Source organism: Bullifex sp., assembly GCF_034103065.1.
GTDB lineage: Bacteria > Spirochaetota > Spirochaetia > Sphaerochaetales > Sphaerochaetaceae > Bullifex.
The window spans coordinates 1-17,638 of record NZ_JAXEGN010000062.1 but is presented as its reverse complement, the minus strand read 5'-3'; the positions used below and the strand labels follow the sequence as shown (position 1 = coordinate 17,638).

The 17,638-nt window shown below is 33.9% G+C and carries 16 protein-coding genes and 1 tRNA gene; 6 read left to right on the top strand and 11 right to left on the bottom strand.

Annotation, left to right across the window (positions count from 1 at the left end):
• Nucleotides 1-1,488, bottom strand: a complete 1,488-nt coding sequence (gene yqeB / locus SOY52_RS02660; protein ID WP_320847438.1) for a selenium-dependent molybdenum cofactor biosynthesis protein YqeB — start codon at nucleotides 1,486-1,488, stop codon at nucleotides 1-3.
• Nucleotides 1,481-2,173, bottom strand: coding sequence for a selenium cofactor biosynthesis protein YqeC (gene yqeC / locus SOY52_RS02655; protein ID WP_320847437.1), 693 nt, complete (start codon nucleotides 2,171-2,173; stop codon nucleotides 1,481-1,483). Before yqeC ends, yqeB begins: the two co-directional genes overlap by 8 nt.
• A 69-nt stretch (nucleotides 2,174-2,242) precedes the next feature.
• Between yqeC and yidD the strand changes: the two genes are divergently transcribed.
• Nucleotides 2,243-2,524, top strand: coding sequence for a membrane protein insertion efficiency factor YidD (yidD, locus tag SOY52_RS02650; RefSeq protein WP_320847436.1), 282 nt, complete (start codon nucleotides 2,243-2,245; stop codon nucleotides 2,522-2,524).
• Here the strand turns inward: yidD and udk are convergent.
• Both udk and SOY52_RS02640 read right to left on the bottom strand, forming a co-directional pair.
• On the bottom strand, nucleotides 2,521-3,135 hold the full coding sequence (gene udk, locus SOY52_RS02645; RefSeq protein WP_320847435.1) for a uridine kinase: 615 nt from the start codon (nucleotides 3,133-3,135) through the stop codon (nucleotides 2,521-2,523). The genes yidD and udk overlap by 4 nt on opposite strands.
• The gene (locus SOY52_RS02640) at nucleotides 3,132-4,115 is read right to left on the bottom strand and encodes an aldose epimerase family protein (RefSeq protein WP_320847434.1); all 984 of its coding nucleotides are present in this window, start codon (nucleotides 4,113-4,115) and stop codon (nucleotides 3,132-3,134) included. Before SOY52_RS02640 ends, udk begins: the two co-directional genes overlap by 4 nt.
• A gap of 91 nt (nucleotides 4,116-4,206) precedes the next feature.
• Here SOY52_RS02640 and SOY52_RS02635 point away from each other — a divergent pair, with 91 nt between their 5' ends.
• The gene (locus SOY52_RS02635; protein ID WP_320847433.1) at nucleotides 4,207-5,502 is read left to right on the top strand and encodes a TrkH family potassium uptake protein; all 1,296 of its coding nucleotides are present in this window, start codon (nucleotides 4,207-4,209) and stop codon (nucleotides 5,500-5,502) included.
• Complete coding sequence (locus SOY52_RS02630; protein ID WP_320847432.1) at nucleotides 5,499-6,158, top strand: TrkA family potassium uptake protein; 660 nt, start codon at nucleotides 5,499-5,501, stop codon at nucleotides 6,156-6,158. The genes SOY52_RS02635 and SOY52_RS02630 overlap by 4 nt, the downstream gene beginning before the upstream one ends.
• 30 nt (nucleotides 6,159-6,188) lie before the next feature.
• Here the strand turns inward: SOY52_RS02630 and lepA are convergent, their stop codons facing one another.
• From lepA to ispE, 7 genes are all read right to left on the bottom strand, one after another.
• On the bottom strand, nucleotides 6,189-8,000 hold the full coding sequence (gene lepA / locus SOY52_RS02625; RefSeq protein WP_320847431.1) for a translation elongation factor 4: 1,812 nt from the start codon (nucleotides 7,998-8,000) through the stop codon (nucleotides 6,189-6,191).
• Between the two features lie 3 nt (nucleotides 8,001-8,003).
• Nucleotides 8,004-10,001 carry an ATP-dependent zinc metalloprotease FtsH gene (ftsH, locus tag SOY52_RS02620; protein WP_320847430.1) on the bottom strand — a complete coding sequence of 666 codons (1,998 nt, stop codon included), beginning with the start codon at nucleotides 9,999-10,001 and terminating at the stop codon, nucleotides 8,004-8,006.
• A 48-nt stretch (nucleotides 10,002-10,049) separates the two neighbouring features.
• Nucleotides 10,050-11,315 carry a tRNA lysidine(34) synthetase TilS gene (gene tilS / locus SOY52_RS02615; protein ID WP_320847429.1) on the bottom strand — a complete coding sequence of 422 codons (1,266 nt, stop codon included), beginning with the start codon at nucleotides 11,313-11,315 and terminating at the stop codon, nucleotides 10,050-10,052.
• Nucleotides 11,312-11,869 carry an aminoacyl-tRNA hydrolase gene (gene pth / locus SOY52_RS02610; RefSeq protein ID WP_320847428.1) on the bottom strand — a complete coding sequence of 186 codons (558 nt, stop codon included), beginning with the start codon at nucleotides 11,867-11,869 and terminating at the stop codon, nucleotides 11,312-11,314. The genes tilS and pth overlap by 4 nt, the downstream gene beginning before the upstream one ends.
• Nucleotides 11,869-12,480 carry a 50S ribosomal protein L25 gene (locus SOY52_RS02605; protein WP_320847427.1) on the bottom strand — a complete coding sequence of 204 codons (612 nt, stop codon included), beginning with the start codon at nucleotides 12,478-12,480 and terminating at the stop codon, nucleotides 11,869-11,871. The genes pth and SOY52_RS02605 overlap by 1 nt, the downstream gene beginning before the upstream one ends.
• Before the next feature lie 143 nt (nucleotides 12,481-12,623).
• Nucleotides 12,624-12,695, bottom strand: a tRNA-Gln gene (locus SOY52_RS02600).
• 23 nt (nucleotides 12,696-12,718) lie between these two features.
• Nucleotides 12,719-13,558 carry a 4-(cytidine 5'-diphospho)-2-C-methyl-D-erythritol kinase gene (gene ispE, locus SOY52_RS02595; protein WP_320847426.1) on the bottom strand — a complete coding sequence of 280 codons (840 nt, stop codon included), beginning with the start codon at nucleotides 13,556-13,558 and terminating at the stop codon, nucleotides 12,719-12,721.
• Nucleotides 13,559-13,616: 58 nt separating this feature from the next.
• Here ispE and SOY52_RS02590 point away from each other — a divergent pair, with 58 nt between their 5' ends.
• The 3 genes from SOY52_RS02590 (at nucleotide 13,617) to SOY52_RS02580 (ending at nucleotide 17,567) form a co-directional block, all read left to right on the top strand.
• Nucleotides 13,617-14,375, top strand: coding sequence for an HAD family hydrolase (locus tag SOY52_RS02590; RefSeq protein ID WP_320847425.1), 759 nt, complete (start codon nucleotides 13,617-13,619; stop codon nucleotides 14,373-14,375).
• Nucleotides 14,376-14,500: 125 nt separating this feature from the next.
• Nucleotides 14,501-16,216, top strand: coding sequence for an AMP-binding protein (locus SOY52_RS02585; RefSeq protein ID WP_320847424.1), 1,716 nt, complete (start codon nucleotides 14,501-14,503; stop codon nucleotides 16,214-16,216).
• Between the two features lie 70 nt (nucleotides 16,217-16,286).
• Nucleotides 16,287-17,567, top strand: a complete 1,281-nt coding sequence (locus SOY52_RS02580) for an amidohydrolase (protein WP_320847423.1) — start codon at nucleotides 16,287-16,289, stop codon at nucleotides 17,565-17,567.
• The last annotated feature ends 71 nt before the right edge of the window (nucleotides 17,568-17,638 follow it).

Below are 17,638 nucleotides of genomic sequence, written 5' to 3'. Positions count from 1 at the left end.
TTAACTATTTACCCTAAAAAAAGAATCAACAGCCTCAAGTACACCACCAGCGATTGCTCTTGCCTTGTCACTTGGCTCATTATACTTAACGCCTTCACCTCTCGGATCGATATCAGCAACTTTAAAGCCAGGCGTAACATCTAAGCCACTTCTAAGCATACCTCTAACCATACCATCAATTGTTGCAAGAATTGGTGTGTCATTTACTTTGGCAATTACATCACCTTTTTTAACAATATCACCAAAGGTCTTTAAGCCAGTAAAGGCACCACTTTCCGGACTTCTAATTACTCTCTCCTTTCCATAGCCCATAATTAAGCCAGGAATTCCGGTATTTTCAAGAGCCTTACCCTTTTTAATAATCATACCAAGAGAGTGGCCTCTTTGAGTCTCAATTACTACGTGAGCATCAACTCCGGCCTCAAAACCTGGACCAAGTGCAATAACAAGTGGAGCCATATCGATGCGTGTTCCTAAATTCTTTTTGGCAATTATTGCATCAACAATTACAGTTGGAGCAATGTCCTCAAGTTGCTCTAACTTTTCATCTACAAATATAGGAATGATACCTTCTTTCCATAGATCAAAACGCTTCTCAAGATTATCAATTTTAAGAGCCTTTACGCCTGATACAACTTGATAAGAATCATAGATTGCTTCTGCAAAGCTAACATTTCTTCTAATTTGAGTAGGTTTTTCAATATCAACTCCAATTACATTGTAGCCCGCATTATGAAGCCTTATCATTACAGCAGTAGCTAAATCACCACAACCTCTAACTAAAATAGATTTTCTTATATCTCTTGAAATACTTAAGCCACTACCATGTCGCTCTACCTTTAATATTTCAGCTGCTACACTAATTGCAATTTCCTCTGGGTTTTCTGCCTTGATATCAAGGCCCATTGGCGCATAGTAGGAAGAAGAAAACTTCATTGAACCAGCTCTTGATGAAAGAAGACCAACGTAGAATGCTTTTGAAAAATCAACGCATGATAGTAACTCCTCCTTATCATGGCAGGTAACTACAACAGCACAATCCTTATCAATCACAGTATTTTCAAATATTTGCTTCCAAGAGGAGCCATAGTTTATTTCAGCAGCATAATCACACTCCTTTTTTTCTCTATCAAAGATATGAATGCTATATCCTGCTTTATATAGTAGTTCTCCTATTGCTTTTCCAACATGACCATATCCAACTATGTATAGTTTTCTTGCACATTTAACAACATCACAAATCATTTCAACTTCTCCCTTAGGAAGCATTATTTTAAAACTAACATTTTCCTTTTTTTCTAGCGCTTCAAGTGCCTTTTTCTTTGCAATTCTTTCAGCGTCCCCGCCTCCAACAGTTCCATAACTCTCTCCATTTGGAAGCACAATCATACGAGCACTTTTTCTAGGCACAATATTATTTGTTCTTATAATAGTTACTAAGGCAAAGGGTAAATTCTTTTTCTCAAGCTCACTTGCTATTTCAAACATAAACTTTATCCTCATTAATTGACCCAAGAACTATTTCACAAGGAGCATTTAAACGCTTAAAGACAGATACATCACTAATTAAATCACATTGATTTATCAAAATTAACTTAATACCTTTTGCATCCTTCAATACACCTTCTTCATGGTCTATTAGCTTTTGATAAAACTCAACTGAGGCTATATCATCACCTGAAAAACCAAAGCAATTATTATCTGCTCTATCATTTAGGGCAGATGCTCCCATAATAGCAAGGGTTGCAGTTGTTTCATCAATTATCACAGGATCTCTTTGAGTATGTAGCTTTAATGGAAGCATTTTAGCTCCATCTGCTTCAATAATTGTTACATCAAAGCGTTTTGTAAGAAGAGATAATATTTCCAATCTTGGAGATGTATATTTTTTCATATCAACCACACTGCGTTTTGCAAAATATACTACCTCACCCTTCTTTATTTCATGACTTAAAATATCTGCTTCCTCTGAAAACGAGTAATCTAAGCCCCAATTAAACTGCTTAGGACCTTGAAACTTTGTTGTAGTAGTAATTAACACAGAAAGCCCCATTTCTTTAAACTTTGAGGCAAGGAACCTTAATGTTGAAGTTTTACCACCGCCTCCAGTGACAGAAATAACACTTTGAGGGCCTGTATATAACGTTTTTACTAATTTTTCACTTAATTTCATAACTCTTTAATGATACTTTCAAAATACAACTAGTTGCAACAAAAGATTAATAATCTTAAGCTTTGGTGTATGAAGAAAATATTGACCCAGATATTTTTAATCCCAGTTTACTTTTATAGATTATATCTATCACCAATCATGGGTCATGGTAAGTGTCGATACATTCCAACATGTAGTGAATACTTCGTTAAAGCTGTTGAAAAGCATGGAATAATAAAGGGTACTATTTTAGGATTTGCTAGAATAGGAAGATGTAGAAAAAGCTTCCTAGGAGGTGTTGATAATGTCCCAGAAAGCTTTTCGTTTGAACAAATAAAAAAGGATTATATAGTTTTTAAAAAGAAAGATTAAAGTTGGTTTGCAACTGTTTGAATGTATTTAATAATTACATCCAGTGCATGCTCATTATAACCACCCTCAGGAATAATTAAATCAGCAAACTCCTTACATGGTTCAATAAAATTAAAGTGTCCAGGACGTACAACATTAATATATTGTTCAACTACTGATTCAACAGTTCTACCTCTTTCCTTAATATCACGTTGTAAACGACGTACGAAACGAATATCAGATGGAGTATCTACATAGAGCTTCAAATCAAGTAAATCTCTAATTCTCTTATCATACAAAACCATAAGACCATCAACAATAATGATTGTTTTAGGTTCAATGTGAAGTGTTTCCTCCTTTCTTCTATGATTTACGAAGTCGTATTGAGGCATATCAATAGCTTTACCATTCTTTAAATCAATAAGGTTTTGAAGCATTAAATCCATATCAAAGGCATCAGGATGGTCAAAGTTAAATGCAGTAATATTATGATTATTTACAAAAGCTGCACTCTTATAGTAGTTATCCTGTGCAATACAAACACTATCATGGTGTGCTTCAGAAATTTTCTTTACAACAGTACTCTTACCACTACCAGAGCCACCTGTAATACCAATTAACTTAACATTCATTTCTTTATCTCCTTAAGAGAGTAATCTGTTTGAGATCTAAATACTTCACCCTTTTTCAACAAAACATCATTTAATCTTCCACAATTCATTGGATCAATGTGGGAGCTAGTTTCTAGAGCAATTGCAGCAAATGCATCTCCTTTACCTCTTGATGCTTTAGAGGAGAAGAATTCTCCTGTATAGAGCTGGATACATGGGCGGTCAGTTGTTACAACCATTTCTAAATCCTCTCCTCTTACAACTGCAGCTCTTCCAGAGTTAAGTACAAAACAAGTATCGTAAATACCATTACGTTTAGCATTAATTTTTCTGAGTGTTCTAAAATCGTAGTCAGAATCAACATTATCAATAGAAAGAGGTATTAATTCACTATCTGTTCTTGTATATTTATCTGCATCAATTAATATACTCATCTCTCTTGCATCACAGTTTTCACCATTTAAATTAAAGTATGCATGGTTAGTAGGATTAACTACACAGTCTCTATCACTACTCATTGTATAGCTAATTGAGAGAGTATTATTAGTTAGAGTATATTTTACTGTTATTCCAATGTTTCCAGGAAAGCCACCCTCCCCATCCCTTGTAGAGGTATTTAATACAACCCCATTAGGTGTTTGAAATAGTACATTCCAAATTTGGTAGCCAGTATTAGCACTTCCACTATGAAGATTATTCTTACCATTATTCTTATCTAATGTATATTTAATACCATTAAGATTAAACTCTGCGTTTCTGATTCTATTAGCAAATGGAGCTACAATCTGCCCCTTATATGTTGAATCATCAACATAACTGTCAAGCTCATCACTACCTGAGATAACCTGGCGAACACTATTATCTGAAAGTGTATATTTAAATGATTGCAAAATTGCACCCAATGTTAATATTGAAACTTCACAAGATCCATCTTTAATAGTTATTTTATCAACTTCTCTTCCATCACTTAGTGTTCCAAACTTATCAATTTGTGTACCCATAAAAACCTCTTATTTTTCTATTTTAACTACTTTTTTTTAATTAACAATATCAGACTTAAACAATGAAAGAAAAAAAGTTATAATTAAATCTATGGATATTTCAAAATTAAGACAAAGAATTAAGAAAATACCATCTTCCTTTTTACTTGCTATGGGTTTTGTATCCTTAATAGTAATTGGAACAATATTACTATTACTTCCTATTTCATCAAATGAAAATATTAAATTTTTAGATGCATTATTTGTCGCAACCTCAGCAGTTTGCGTAACAGGACTATCTCCAATAGATGTTTCAGTTACGCTAACAACCTTCGGACAAATTGTATTAATGTCTCTATTTCAAATTGGAGGCCTAGGATACGCTCTTTTACTTGTAAGCATTATTACAGTTACAAATGGTAATTTATCATTTAAAAACAAACTTCTAATTCGTGAATCTTTCGGCCTTGATAACAGAACAAATATTAAAACTATTATTAAGTTCGTAATATTAACAACACTTATTTGTGAAGTTATTGGAGCTATTGCCCTAGCCTTTCCGTTTTTTAAAGACTTTGGAATAAAAGGAATTTTCATAGCACTCTTTACATCTGTATCAGCTTTTAATAATGCGGGCTTTGATTTATTTGGAACTTCTTTAATTAATTACCATGATAACCCAGTAGTACTGCTTACAGTTTCATTTTTAATTATTGTTGGTGGTCTTGGCTTTATTGTATTAAAGGAGTTACTTACAAAGAAGGGAAAGAGAATAAGATTGAGTATTCACTCAAAAATAGTATTACTTGTTACAGCTATTTTATTATTATTAGGAACACTTGGTTTTATTTTAACTCAAAAGCTTTCTCCTCTTGAAGCCTTCTTTCAAGCTGTAACAACTAGAACAGCGGGGTTCTGTTCCTTTGACCAAAGCCTACTAACACCTAGAGCATACCTATTAACAATTTTATTAATGTTTATTGGTGCATCTCCATGTTCAACTGGTGGTGGTATTAAAACAACAACATTATTTACAGCTTTAGGCTCAAGTCTTTCAATTTTGAGAGGAAAAGATTTCATTGCTTTTAAACGATTTATTAGTAAGGATACTATTATTAAAGCTTTATTTATCTTTTTATTTGCTATTCTTACAATCTTTATTTCCTGTATTATTTTAGCATTTATTGAACCAGACATTCCACTCTCTGCATTATTTTATGAAGTAACTAGTGCACTAGCAACTGTAGGACTTAGCCAAAATATCACTGTATTGCTTTCTCCTTTGAGTAAGATTATAATTATTTTGCTTATGTATATTGGTCGTGTAGGAATACTCACTATACTTAGTTGTATTGCTACTGATATAAAACATGTAAATTATCTAGAGGGAAAGGTAATAGTAGGATGAAAAATTATAGAACATTTGCTGTAATTGGACTTGGTAGATTTGGATACCAAGTTGCAAAAACACTTCTTGAATTAGGGCAGTCGGTAATAGCAATTGATAAGGATGAGACAGTATTAGAGTCAATTAGCAAATTAGGTGCCGATGTTTATATTATGAATAGTATTAACAAGGAATCCCTAGCAGAGTGTGGACTTAATGATGCTGATGTAGTAGTAATTGGTATTGGTAAAGATATTGAAGCAAGTATTCTTGCTGCACTAAATGCAATTGAACTCGGAGTTAAAAGAGTTGTCTGTAAAGCAAATAGCGATGACCATGCAAAGATTCTAGAAAAAATTGGTGCAGAAATAATCTTCCCTGAAATCGATATTGCAAAGCGCTTAGCCTATTCAGTTACTAATGCACTTACAGAGGATATTCTTCCACTTTCTGATGATTTTTCTATTATTCAGATGAAGGTTCCATATATCTTTGATTCAAAGACAGTTGAAGAAATTAACTTAAGAAAGAAATACAACCTTAACTTAATTGCTATCGTACACGATGGTAAAGCTACAGGTAATATTACACCAAAAACGATGCTTTACTCTTCCGATAGCATGTATATATGTGGAACTAATAAAAATATTACAGAATTCCAAGATAAGCTGAAGTAAAACAATTGCCACCAAATGGTGGCAAATATTTTATTGTTTATCTTCGTTAGTTTTTAATACTGCTAGGAAGGCCTGCTGTGGAATTTCAACATTACCAACCATCTTCATTCTCTTCTTACCTTCCTTCTGCTTTTCAAGGAGTTTTCTCTTTCTTGAGATATCACCACCATAACACTTAGCAGTTACATCCTTTCGGTAAGCAGAAATAGTCTCACGAGAAATAATATTTCCTCCAATAGCACCTTGAATTGCAATCTTAAATTGCTGTCTAGGAATTTCATCCTTTAAGCGTTCACAAACAATTCTACCTCTAGATTGTGCATTATCTTTAAAAACTAACTGCGATAGAGCATCAACTGGTTCTGAGTTAACTAAGATATCTAAGCGAACTAAATCCGTCTTCTTATATCCAATGACTTCATAGTCAAAGGAAGCATATCCTCTTGAGATACTCTTTAAGCGATCATAGAAGTCAAAGAGAACCTCTGCAAGTGGCATTTCATAGACAAGCTCAACTCTCTTCTCATCAAGATAATTCATTGAAGTTTGCACACCTCTCTTTTCAAGACAAAGAGAGATAATAGGACCAACGAATTGAGTTGGTGTAATAATATTAGCTTGAATATAAGGCTCTTCTGAGTAATCAATTCGCATTACCTCAGGATACTCAAGTGGGTTATCAATGTAGAGAGTTTCACCATTCTTCATATGAACGATGTATCTTACAGATGGAGAAGTAAAGACAATTGAAAGATCAAATTCTCTTTCAATTCTTTCTTGAATTACTTCAAGGTGAAGCATACCTAAGAATCCACATCTAAAGCCAAAACCTAAAGCAGCAGAATTATCCTTTTCATATACAAGTGATGCATCATTAAGCTTTAAGCGTTCAATTGCTTCCTGTAGCTCTTCATAGTCATTACTATCAACAGGATAGATTGACGAAAAGACTACAGGCTTAACTTCCTTAAAGCCTTCTAGTGGTTTATCTGCTGGATTTTTAATTCCCGTTACAGTATCACCAACTCTGATATCACTAATTGTCTTAATACCTGCAATAAAGTATCCTACATCACCAGCTTTTAATTCACCCTTAGTAACAAGTTGTAACTGGAAAATTCCACAGTCTTCAACCTTATACACAGCATCAGAGTGCATAAATTTAATTTCATCACCAGTTTTAAGAGTACCAGAGAAAAGACGACAGTGAACTATTACACCTCTATAAGGATCATAGTGGCTATCAAAGATTAAAGCCTTCAATGGATCTGTATCCTTTCCTTCAGGTGATGGAATATTATTTACAATAGCTTCATAAAGAGTATCAACACCTTCACCTGTCTTTGCAGAAACATAGCAAGCCATGTCAGGATCTAAACCAAGGTCATGGTCAATTTGATGTAAGCATGCTGGGATATCTGCACTAGGAAGGTCAATTTTGTTGATAACTGGAATAACTTCCAAGTTATGCTCCATGGCAAGATATAGATTTGCTAGAGTTTGTGCTTCAACACCTTGAGAGGCATCAATTAACAAAAGAGCACCTTCACAAGAGGAAATAGCACGGCTTACTTCATAGGTAAAGTCTACGTGTCCCGGAGTATCTACAAGATTAAGTTCATACTCTTCACCATTTTTTGCTGTATAAGGAATTGTAACAGCTTGGCTTTTAATGGTAATTCCTCTCTCCTTTTCGATATCCATATTATCAAGAAGCTGAGTACCCATAGGCCCTCTTGTTGTAACAAGACGAGCCTTTTCGATAAATCTATCAGCAAGAGTACTCTTACCATGGTCGATATGAGCAATGATACAGAAATTTCTTTTATGTTTAATATCCATTTTTTAAACTAACTCACTTTCACTTTTTAGTGGTTCAAAACCAAGAAGTACTCTAATTTCACTATCATCAAGAGTTTCCTTCTCACAAAGCTCATCTGTTAACTTATCAAGTTGATCACGATGAGTTGTAAGGATATCACGACAAGTAGCCATACAAGATGATAAAATCTTTTGTACTTCTTCATCAATTCTAGTTGCTGTTTGATCAGAGAAATCTTTTTTCTGAGTAATTTCACGGCCTAAGAATAGAGGTTCACCTTCACTTGCTAGAGAAATAAATCCAAGATCACTCATACCCCACTCAGTTACCATTCTATGAGCAAGATCAGTTGCTTGTTTAATATCGTTACTTGTACCAGTAGTTGTTTCGCCATATACAATATCTTCAGCAACATAACCACCCATACAAATTACAATCCTATCTAAAAGGTACCCCTTTCTTAATGTATATTGATCCTTCTCAGGCAGTGATATTGTAAGACCAAGTGCTCTACCATGAGGGATAATAGTAACCTTATGGAGAGGATCTGTATACTTTAAGTAGTAGTGAAGTAAAGTATGGCCTGCTTCATGGTAAGCAGTTGCCTTCTTCTCATCAGCTGTCATAAATCTACTTTCACGTGCAACACCTAAGATAATCTTATCCCGAGCCTTCTCGAAATCAGCCATTGAAACAGTTTCTCTCTTGTCTCTTGCGGCAAAGAGTGCAGCTTCATTAACAAGGTTTGCTAAATCAGCACCAGATGAACCTGGGGTTGCTTTTGCAATTCTCTCAAGATCGATTTGGTCATCACACTTAACTTTCTTTGAGTGGATACGTAAAATATCAAGTCTCTCTTGAACATCTGGAAGGTCAACAACAACTTGACGGTCAAAACGACCAGGACGAAGAAGTGCAGGGTCCAATACATCAGGACGGTTTGTAGCAGCAATTACGATAACTCCTGGATCAGAAGAGAATCCATCCATTTCAACAAGAATCTGGTTAAGAGTTTGCTCTCTTTCATCGTGTCCGCCACCAAGGCCACTACCACGTGAACGACCAACTGCATCAAGTTCATCAATAAAGAGGATACATGGTGCATTCTTTCTACCAGTTTCAAATAAATCTCTTACACGTGCAGCACCCATACCTACAAACATTTCAACGAAGTCAGAACCAGAGGTATGGAAGAAATTTACACCTGCTTCACCAGCAACAGCACGCGCAAGTAAAGTTTTACCAGTTCCAGGAGGACCTACTAAAAGTACACCCTTAGGAATTCTTGCACCAATTTTTGCAAATCTTTCAGGGTTCTTTAGAAAGTCTACAACTTCCTGTAGCTCATACTTACTTTCCTTTTGACCTGCAACATCATTAAATGTAACCTTTTTATCCTTAGAATTATATTGATGAGCATTACTCTTACCAAGAGAACCCATCATACCTTTTCCACCAGCTGCACCAGTTTGGCGGTAGAGGTTGAACATAATAAAGCCAAAGATTAACCAAGGGAAAAGCTGTAAGAATATGTATAAGAAGGAAACTCCTTGTACAGAACCAACTACTTCAACATTATTCTCTTTTAGTAAATCAAGAAGCTTTGAATCATAGTAAGGTATTCTACAAGTAGCAGTAGTTCCATTTAGGGTTGTAAATGTTACTTGGGATTCGTCCTTTATATCAGCCTTTAAAACACTACCATTTTCAACAGCCTTTACGAAAGTTGTATAGGTAACCTCTTGAGGTTTAGCCATCCTTGATTCGTTGAAAAATAAAAATCCAAAGCTAAGAATGAGAGCAATGAAGATAAATAAAGTAAGTTTTCCCTTTGGACCACCCTTTAGTTTACCATCATCCCCTTTTTCACTTCCCCAATATTTATATTGGTCGTAAACATTATCTTTCTTTTTTTTCTTATTTTTATCTTCCCCCTCAGTGTTTTGTGTAGGAGTTTTATCCTTTTCACTTTCACTAGGCTTTTGATCGTTTATCGGTTCTTTATCTTTATTTTCGTCCATTATCATACCTTTAAAAATAATATTATTCTTAATATAAAGAAATATGTATCAACATTCAAGCAAGGTTTTACAAATCACATCATAACGTGGTAAAAGCTGCCAATTACCACAAATTAAGCGCCTTGAAATTCTATTTTTACCCCCAAAACACTTAGCAAATACACCAACAATTTCACTTTTTGAACATACAACAAAGCAATAAGGTATTTTCATAGAGCTAAGTAATTCTTTTACCTTTACTTTTTTATCCTTTGTTTCTATCTCATCACCTTCTTCAGATACTCGAATAAGTAAATCTTCATTTGGTAAAAGTAATGAGTCCTTACCATCACTTTTACAAAAAATACAATTCATAAATTCTTTATTTAAAGAAAGTTTTGTAGAAAAATAAAAGTTTGGAGGATAAACCCTAATTACATCATCTTTGAATGTAACAATGTAGTCATTTGTTTCAAAGCTTCTCTTTGTTATTGAATTTAAGTAAAAACTATCAAGTTCCCCTTTTGTAATTCTTCTTGAAGTAAATTGAGAAAGTAAATTAATTAATGAAATATCTCTTTGAAGCGGAAGTGCATTAATTAGTAAACTACGATTTATAGTTTTGTATAGAACATAGTCTTGAAAGGAAATAATCTCAATTCGATTTAAAAAGGCTTCAACATTTTGAGAAATATTAAATAAACTCTCTTTAATATCACTACTTAAAGTTGGCATTACTAAGTGCCTAATTTTATTTCTTAAACAAAATAGCTCAGAGTTAGTTGAGTCAGAAGAATAAGATAAGTTATTTTCTCTGCAATAAGCTTCAATTTCAGCCTTTGTTACACTAATTAAAGGTCTAAGATACTTTCCTCTTTTACTTTTTATTGCAGAAAGTGATTGAAAAGTTGAACCTGTTAATAATTTCATAAAAACAGATTCCTCTTGATCGTCTTTATTGTGGGCAGTTACTACATAGGAATCAAGATTATCAAAAAAAGAGTATCTCAATGATCTTGCTGATGCTTCAACTGTAATCTTTTCCTTTTTACATAGTGCTTCAATTTCACCTTCTTCGAGGGTATGAATTAGCAATTTAACACCAAGTTTATCGCAGTTTTCTTTATTTTTGATAATTTCTCTATCAAGTTCTTCACGAGACCTAATGTTGTGATCAACATATACAGCAATAGGCTTTGTTGCCATAATACTAGAGAGAACAGAAAGAAGTGCTAAGCTATCAGAACCACCGCTAAAAGCAACATAAAGTCTTTCAGTTTTATCAATATTATGGACTAATAAATATGTTGATACAACACTATAGAGATTTGTCAAATTGCACTCCAGCTATTTGCTTGACCTTGTAGAATGGCAAAGCTCTCTTCACCCTTAATTAAGCTTTCTAAAATTGATGCAGCTTTCTCTTCAGCTTTATCAACTAAGGCTCTATCTTCTTCACTAAACTTTGAAAGTACATGATCAGGTACACTCACTCCCTCTTTAGGTCTTCCAACTCCAATATACATTCTAGTAAAGTTATTTGGAAGAAAACTAAGCATACTCTTTAATCCGTTATGTCCTGCAGATGAACCACCTTTTTTAAGTCTAATTTTACCACATGGTAAATCCATCTGATCCGAGATAACTATAACTTCATCACCTTCATTAACTGTTTTTGGGACAACTTTTCCTGATTCATTCATATACGTTAAAGGAAAAACTAGCTTTACCTCATCACCAATAGTTGCTGATGAAAAAGAAGAAAAGCAGCGCCTTTTCAAGCTAACTTGATAGTACGCTGCCATCTTTAGAAGTGTTTCCACTCCTACATTGTGTCTAGTTCCTTCGTATTTAGTTCCAGGATTGCCCAGACCAAATACTACAAGCATTATTTTGCTTCAGTTGTTGTTGCTGCTGCTGCATCATCTGCTGCAGGAGCTACTTCTTCCTTAACACCCTTAACTGTTGCAACAGTTGCATTAGCATCTGTTAATACCTTGATTTCAGCAGGTACTACGAGATCAGATACTCTGATACCTTCGTTAATCTCAAGAGCAGATACATCTGCTGTAATAGCCTGTGGGAGGTGTCTTGGGAAACACTCAATTTCAACTTCATGGATAACCTGCTCGAGAACACCACCAGCCTTACAACCGTTAGGAGTTCCTGTGAGTTCAACTCTTACGTGAGTCTTAACAAGTACACCAAATGTTACTTCATAGAAGTCAACGTGCTTAACAATACCCTTTAAAAGGTCTTCCTGATAAGTCTTAACAAATACCTTGTGTTCTGTTCCATCTACAAACAATGAAATAAGAGTTGATTCACTGAATGTGTGTTTCTTCATCATGAACTCTTTTGCATTGATTACAATGTGAACAGGTTCCTGCTTACCATAGATGACTGCAGGAATGAAACCTGCACGAACGAGACGGCGTGAACCAGCTGAACCGAAATCTTCAGTTCTGAGGCGAGCTTCTAAGCTTTTAACATCGCTCATATCTTTTTCTCCTTATACTCTCATTGGTAAATACCAATTACCATGGATTATTTTCGTGTGCTTCAAGCACTTTTGCTATAATAGTAAAAAAAATATTTTTTTACAAGATAAAAAAAGAAGCCTGCAATTAAACAGGCCTCAAGCTGGGAAGGCAGGACTCGAACCTACGGTGCCGGCACCAAAAACCAGAGCCTTAACCACTTGGCGACTTCCCAAAACATGATAAAGATACCAAAAGTTAATTTTTATGTAAAGAGCTTTTTAACTTTGTTGTTAACATTAAATAACTTGAAGGCACTTTTAAGAACTCATTTACCTCCTCTTCTGTTGAAAAGACCAGTAATTGACAGCTTCCACTACCACTAGTTGTATTGTATCTTGCCTTTTTAGCTAACAATTTAAACTCATCTTCCTTTCTAATGTTTTGAATAATGTCAAAATCATTAATTAACTCAGCTTGCCACTTATTAATTTCCAAAGGCCAAGAAGGGAAAGTATCACACACTTCTTTTCTTTCATCTAAAAGTCTAAATGCTTCTTTTGTTGATACCTTATCACTATTCTTTTTTAAAATTACAGCAGGATAATTTACACTCTCAACTTCTTTTAATATTTCACCTCTACCTTCTCCATAAGCTGCATCAAATCCAGTTAAGAAAAATGGCACATCAGAACCAAGTGATAGTCCTAATACCATAATATCATCATTGTTTAGGATATTATTAAAGTGTTTATTTAAGGTAAGTAATACTGTAGCAGCATCACTAGATCCCCCTCCAAGACCTGCTTGAAATGGAAGATTTTTCTTTATATTAATTTTAATTTCAAAGTTTTTATTAGCAAACCTACTAAACAATAGTGCTGCCTTTTCCATTAAATCAACACCACCGTTTATGTATTCTTCATTTCCTGTAATTAAAACTCGAGTTTCATTTGACTCATTAATATTAATTAAAATTTCGTCATATAAATCAATTTTATGAAAAATAGTCTTTAATGGATGAAAACCATCATCACGTTTATTTAATACTCGAAGGCCAAGATTTACCTTAGCATAAGCTTTTTCATGATATACCACAAAATACTCCTATCTTCACTATAGCATAAAGCTATGATTTTATGTAATTATTGAATCCATGGAAGGGACCAAGATAAAAGGTATTATTTTTGATAAAGATGGAACCCTATATGACTATGTACAGGTATGGGCTCCTGTTATTAAAAATGTTATTAGGACAGTTTTTATTTCTTTAAATATCAAAGACAGTAAAGAAGCAAGAGAGCATTTATATCAAATTATTGGTATAGATAATGAATATAATATATATAAAGATGGAATTGTATTTAACCACCATAAGGTTGTAAGAGCATTTTTCAAGCTTTTAGGTTTTTGCATTAAGCATAGAGTTAATCCATTTTCTTTTTATTTAATGATGCAAAAGACTCTGCTTCGTCCAGCTGACATGATAAAAGAACAACTTGAAAACATTGATTTTACCCCAGTACAAAACTTAATGGACCGCATAGCAGAAAATGATATCAAAATTGGTGTTGTGACTAATGATACAACTCAAAGTGCTCGTGCCTGCTTTAAGATGATGGGAATTACAGATGATATTGAGTTTTTAAGATCAAAGGAAAGTAACTGTAAGAAAAAGCCAAATCCAGAAGCAATTAAACAATTTTGCACAACCTTCAATTTAAAGCCTGAAGAAGTTTGTGTTGTCGGGGATGCAACTAGTGATATGGATTTTGGTAAGAATGGTAATTGTGGTTACATTGTTGGTCTTATGACTGGTTCAAAAGATAGAGAAGGTCTTGCCAAACATGGAGCCGACATCATTTATGACGATATTACCTGCTTAAATAACGATAAAAGGATATTTAATTGCTAATAGTGAATAATCACTACCTGTTTTTTTCCTTTACAGACATATAATTAAGATATTATTGACAAAATGCTCTTAGATTGTAAAAATAAGGGCATTAGTTATATTTAATTATTTAAGAAGGATAAAAAATGAGCACAGTTATTAAAGAACTTGAGCCATACCAAGGAAAATTCTTTACAGGAGAGTGGCCTACTATCACTGAAATGTTTAACATTACCCTCTCAAGATTTCCTGAAAGACCTTGTTTTACAGTCTTTGAAAAAACAAAAAAAATTGCATTAACTTATACTCAAGTACATGAAAGAATTCAGAATGTAGCTTCCTACTTAGCTTCAAAGGGAGTTAAAAAGGGTGACAAGGTTGTATTAACTGGTAAGAACTCAATTGAGTGGGGTATTTCTTATTTTGCTATTAACTATGCAGGTGCTGTAGTTGTTCCAATAGATGCTCAGCTCCCAATTGAAAGAATGCTCAAGCTTGCAGAATTTGCTGATGCTAATTTTATTATTACAGATGGCGATGTTCATACAAAAATCCCTGCTGACAATGCTTGGTATAACTCATTACTTGGAAAGCTTACTTTAACAGGAAACTGTGAGAACATTGAGACAGTTATGAATGTTAAAGCAGACAAAATCATTGACTACGTAAAAATTAGTGAAAATGACTTAGCTTCAATTCTATTCACAAGTGGAACAACTGGTAATGAAAAGGGTGCAATGCTTACTAATAGAAATATCATTAGTGATGTTTACTTAGTTGCTGATGGCATGGGCGTTGATGAAAATGACGTTTTATATGCCCTACTTCCACTCCACCACTCCTATTGCTGTACAACAGTTCTTCTTGAAACAATTATGCATGGTGCTAGTTGTCTATTTGGTCATGGTATCGTTGTTTCATTAATGATCAATGATCTTAAAAGAGGTGGTGTAACAGTATTCATGGGTATTCCACTACTTTACAACAAACTTCTTGCTGGAATCATGAAGAAGGTTCAAGCTAAAGGTGCTTTCACATATGGATTAATTAAGTTATTAATGTGGATTAATGGATTTTTCAAAAAGTACTTCCATGTTGCTCCTTTAAAGGGTTTCTTTAATAAGAAAATTCTTTCAAACCTTGGTCTTGACCACTCAAAAATTTTAATTTGTGGTGCAGGTCCTCTTTCTCCAACTGTATTTAAGCAATATCAGCAACTTGGCTTAGACTTCTTACAGGGTTATGGTTTAACAGAGACATCTCCTGTATTAACATTAAACCCAATTAAGCACTTTAAACTTGATTCAGTTGGTCGTGTATTAAATCAGATGGATTTAATCATTGCTGATCCAGATAGCCAAGGTATTGGTGAAATTAGGGTAAAAGGACCAAATGTTACTCCAGGTTACTATAAAGATGAAGAGCATACTAAGGAACTCTTTGATGAAAATGGATACCTTAAGACAGGTGACCTTGGTTACAAGGATAGTGAAAACTATGTATACCTTAAAGGTAGAGCAAAGAACTTAATTGTTACTGAAGGTGGTAAGAATGTTTATCCTGAGGAAATTGAGGATGCATTCCAAACTTATAGTAATGTTGAGCAGATTCTTGTTAGAGGATTCCAGCAGAAGAAGGATGTACCTTGTGAATGTATTGAAGCAGTAATATATCCATCAAAGGACTACTACAAGGAAAAGGGTTTTGATGATGAACAAATCAAAGCTGATATCGAAGCAACTGTAAAAGCAGTAAATGCAACATTAATGATTTATAAAAAGATTGAAAAGATTACTATCCTTGATAAGCCAATGGATATGACTACTACTAAAAAGATTAAGAGAAATCTTGTTGCAAAATAATATTTCTTTATCCCCCTTAACTACGCTTCTAGCCTTGCTAGGAGCGTTTCTTTTTAATATCATCGATATTATGAAAACACTTCTAAAAAACGTTACAGTCATTCCTATGACTAAAAAAGAATATTTCTTCCAAGGTGATATCTTAATTGAGGACAAAAAAATTGCTTATGTTGGTCCTTCTTATCAAGGAGAAACCGATATTATTAAAGACTGCTCATCTTTTATTGCGCTTCCTAGCTTTGTAAATGCTCATACCCATTTAGCTATGACACTGATGAGAAACTACAAAGACAGTCAAGAAAATTTACAAGCATGGCTTGCTGAAATATTTCCAATTGAAGATAAACTTAATGAAGATGATATTTATTATGGTTCATTAAACGGTCTTGCTGAAATGATAAAATCTGGAACCACTACCTTTGCTGATATGTATTTCCAACAGTGGAAAACTATCGAGGCTGTTAAGAAAGCAGGTGTTAGAGGTTGTATTTCTGTTACCTTCTTTGGTGATGAAGCTGAAACAGATAGAAGAATTAATTATAACTATAAAAGAATAATAGAAGAGAAAAATGGTGATGATTTAATCATTTGTCATTCTGCTCCACATGCTATCTATACCTGTACAAAGAAAACATATCAAAAGGTTGCAAAATTCTCTAAAGATAATGGTTTATATATTAATACACACCTATCAGAAACACAAAAGGAAGTTGATGATTGTATTAAGCAAACAGGACTAAGACCAGCTGAATACCTTGATTCAATTGGTGTATTTGATACACCTACATATGTTGCGCATGGTGTATTCTTTTCCGATAAAGAACTTGAAATACTAAAGAGTAAAAATGTATCTGTAGTTCATAATCCATCATCCAACTGTAAGCTTGCATCAGGAATTTGTCCAATAAGCCACTATAAAAAAATGGGTATCAATGTAGCTTTAGGTACTGATGGTGCTTCATCAAATAATAATTTATCAATGATAAAAGAAATGAGACTTGCAGCTATGCTTTCTACAGTTTCAACAATGAAACCTGCATCAATAACTCCTTATGAAATATTAGAAATGGCCACAATTAATGGTGCTAAGGCTTTAGGTCTTGATGATATTATTGGTACCCTTGAAGTTGGTAAAGATGCTGATATTGTATTAATTAATAAAAATATTGCAGAAATGACTCCACTTAATAATATCTTCTCAGCATTAGTCTTTAGTATGCCTGATAGAGCTATAGACAGTGTTTATTGCCAAGGTAAACAACTTCTAGAAGATGGTAAACTATTAACTATTGATGAAGAAGATGTAATTAAAAAAATGAATAACCAATGGGAAGATATACTTAGAAGATGAGGTTAATCCTCATCTACCCAGAATAATTCATCTAATGTTTTATCTAATGCTTTGCATATTTTTATGCAAAG

Bases quoted from the DNA above. Each gene is read 5' to 3' on its own strand.
- yqeB (WP_320847438.1), bottom strand. From the start codon at position 1,488: ATGTTTGAAATAGCAAGTGAGCTTGAGAAAAAGAATTTACCCTTTGCC.
- yqeC (WP_320847437.1), bottom strand. From the start codon at position 2,173: ATGAAATTAAGTGAAAAATTAGTAAAAACGTTATATACAGGCCCTCAA.
- yidD (WP_320847436.1), top strand. From the start codon at position 2,243: ATGAAGAAAATATTGACCCAGATATTTTTAATCCCAGTTTACTTTTAT.
- udk (WP_320847435.1), bottom strand. From the start codon at position 3,135: ATGAATGTTAAGTTAATTGGTATTACAGGTGGCTCTGGTAGTGGTAAG.
- SOY52_RS02640 (WP_320847434.1), bottom strand. From the start codon at position 4,115: ATGGGTACACAAATTGATAAGTTTGGAACACTAAGTGATGGAAGAGAA.
- SOY52_RS02635 (WP_320847433.1), top strand. From the start codon at position 4,207: ATGGATATTTCAAAATTAAGACAAAGAATTAAGAAAATACCATCTTCC.
- SOY52_RS02630 (WP_320847432.1), top strand. From the start codon at position 5,499: ATGAAAAATTATAGAACATTTGCTGTAATTGGACTTGGTAGATTTGGA.
- lepA (WP_320847431.1), bottom strand. From the start codon at position 8,000: ATGGATATTAAACATAAAAGAAATTTCTGTATCATTGCTCATATCGAC.
- ftsH (WP_320847430.1), bottom strand. From the start codon at position 10,001: ATGGACGAAAATAAAGATAAAGAACCGATAAACGATCAAAAGCCTAGT.
- pth (WP_320847428.1), bottom strand. From the start codon at position 11,869: ATGCTTGTAGTATTTGGTCTGGGCAATCCTGGAACTAAATACGAAGGA.
- SOY52_RS02605 (WP_320847427.1), bottom strand. From the start codon at position 12,480: ATGAGCGATGTTAAAAGCTTAGAAGCTCGCCTCAGAACTGAAGATTTC.
- SOY52_RS02590 (WP_320847425.1), top strand. From the start codon at position 13,617: ATGGAAGGGACCAAGATAAAAGGTATTATTTTTGATAAAGATGGAACC.
- SOY52_RS02585 (WP_320847424.1), top strand. From the start codon at position 14,501: ATGAGCACAGTTATTAAAGAACTTGAGCCATACCAAGGAAAATTCTTT.
- SOY52_RS02580 (WP_320847423.1), top strand. From the start codon at position 16,287: ATGAAAACACTTCTAAAAAACGTTACAGTCATTCCTATGACTAAAAAA.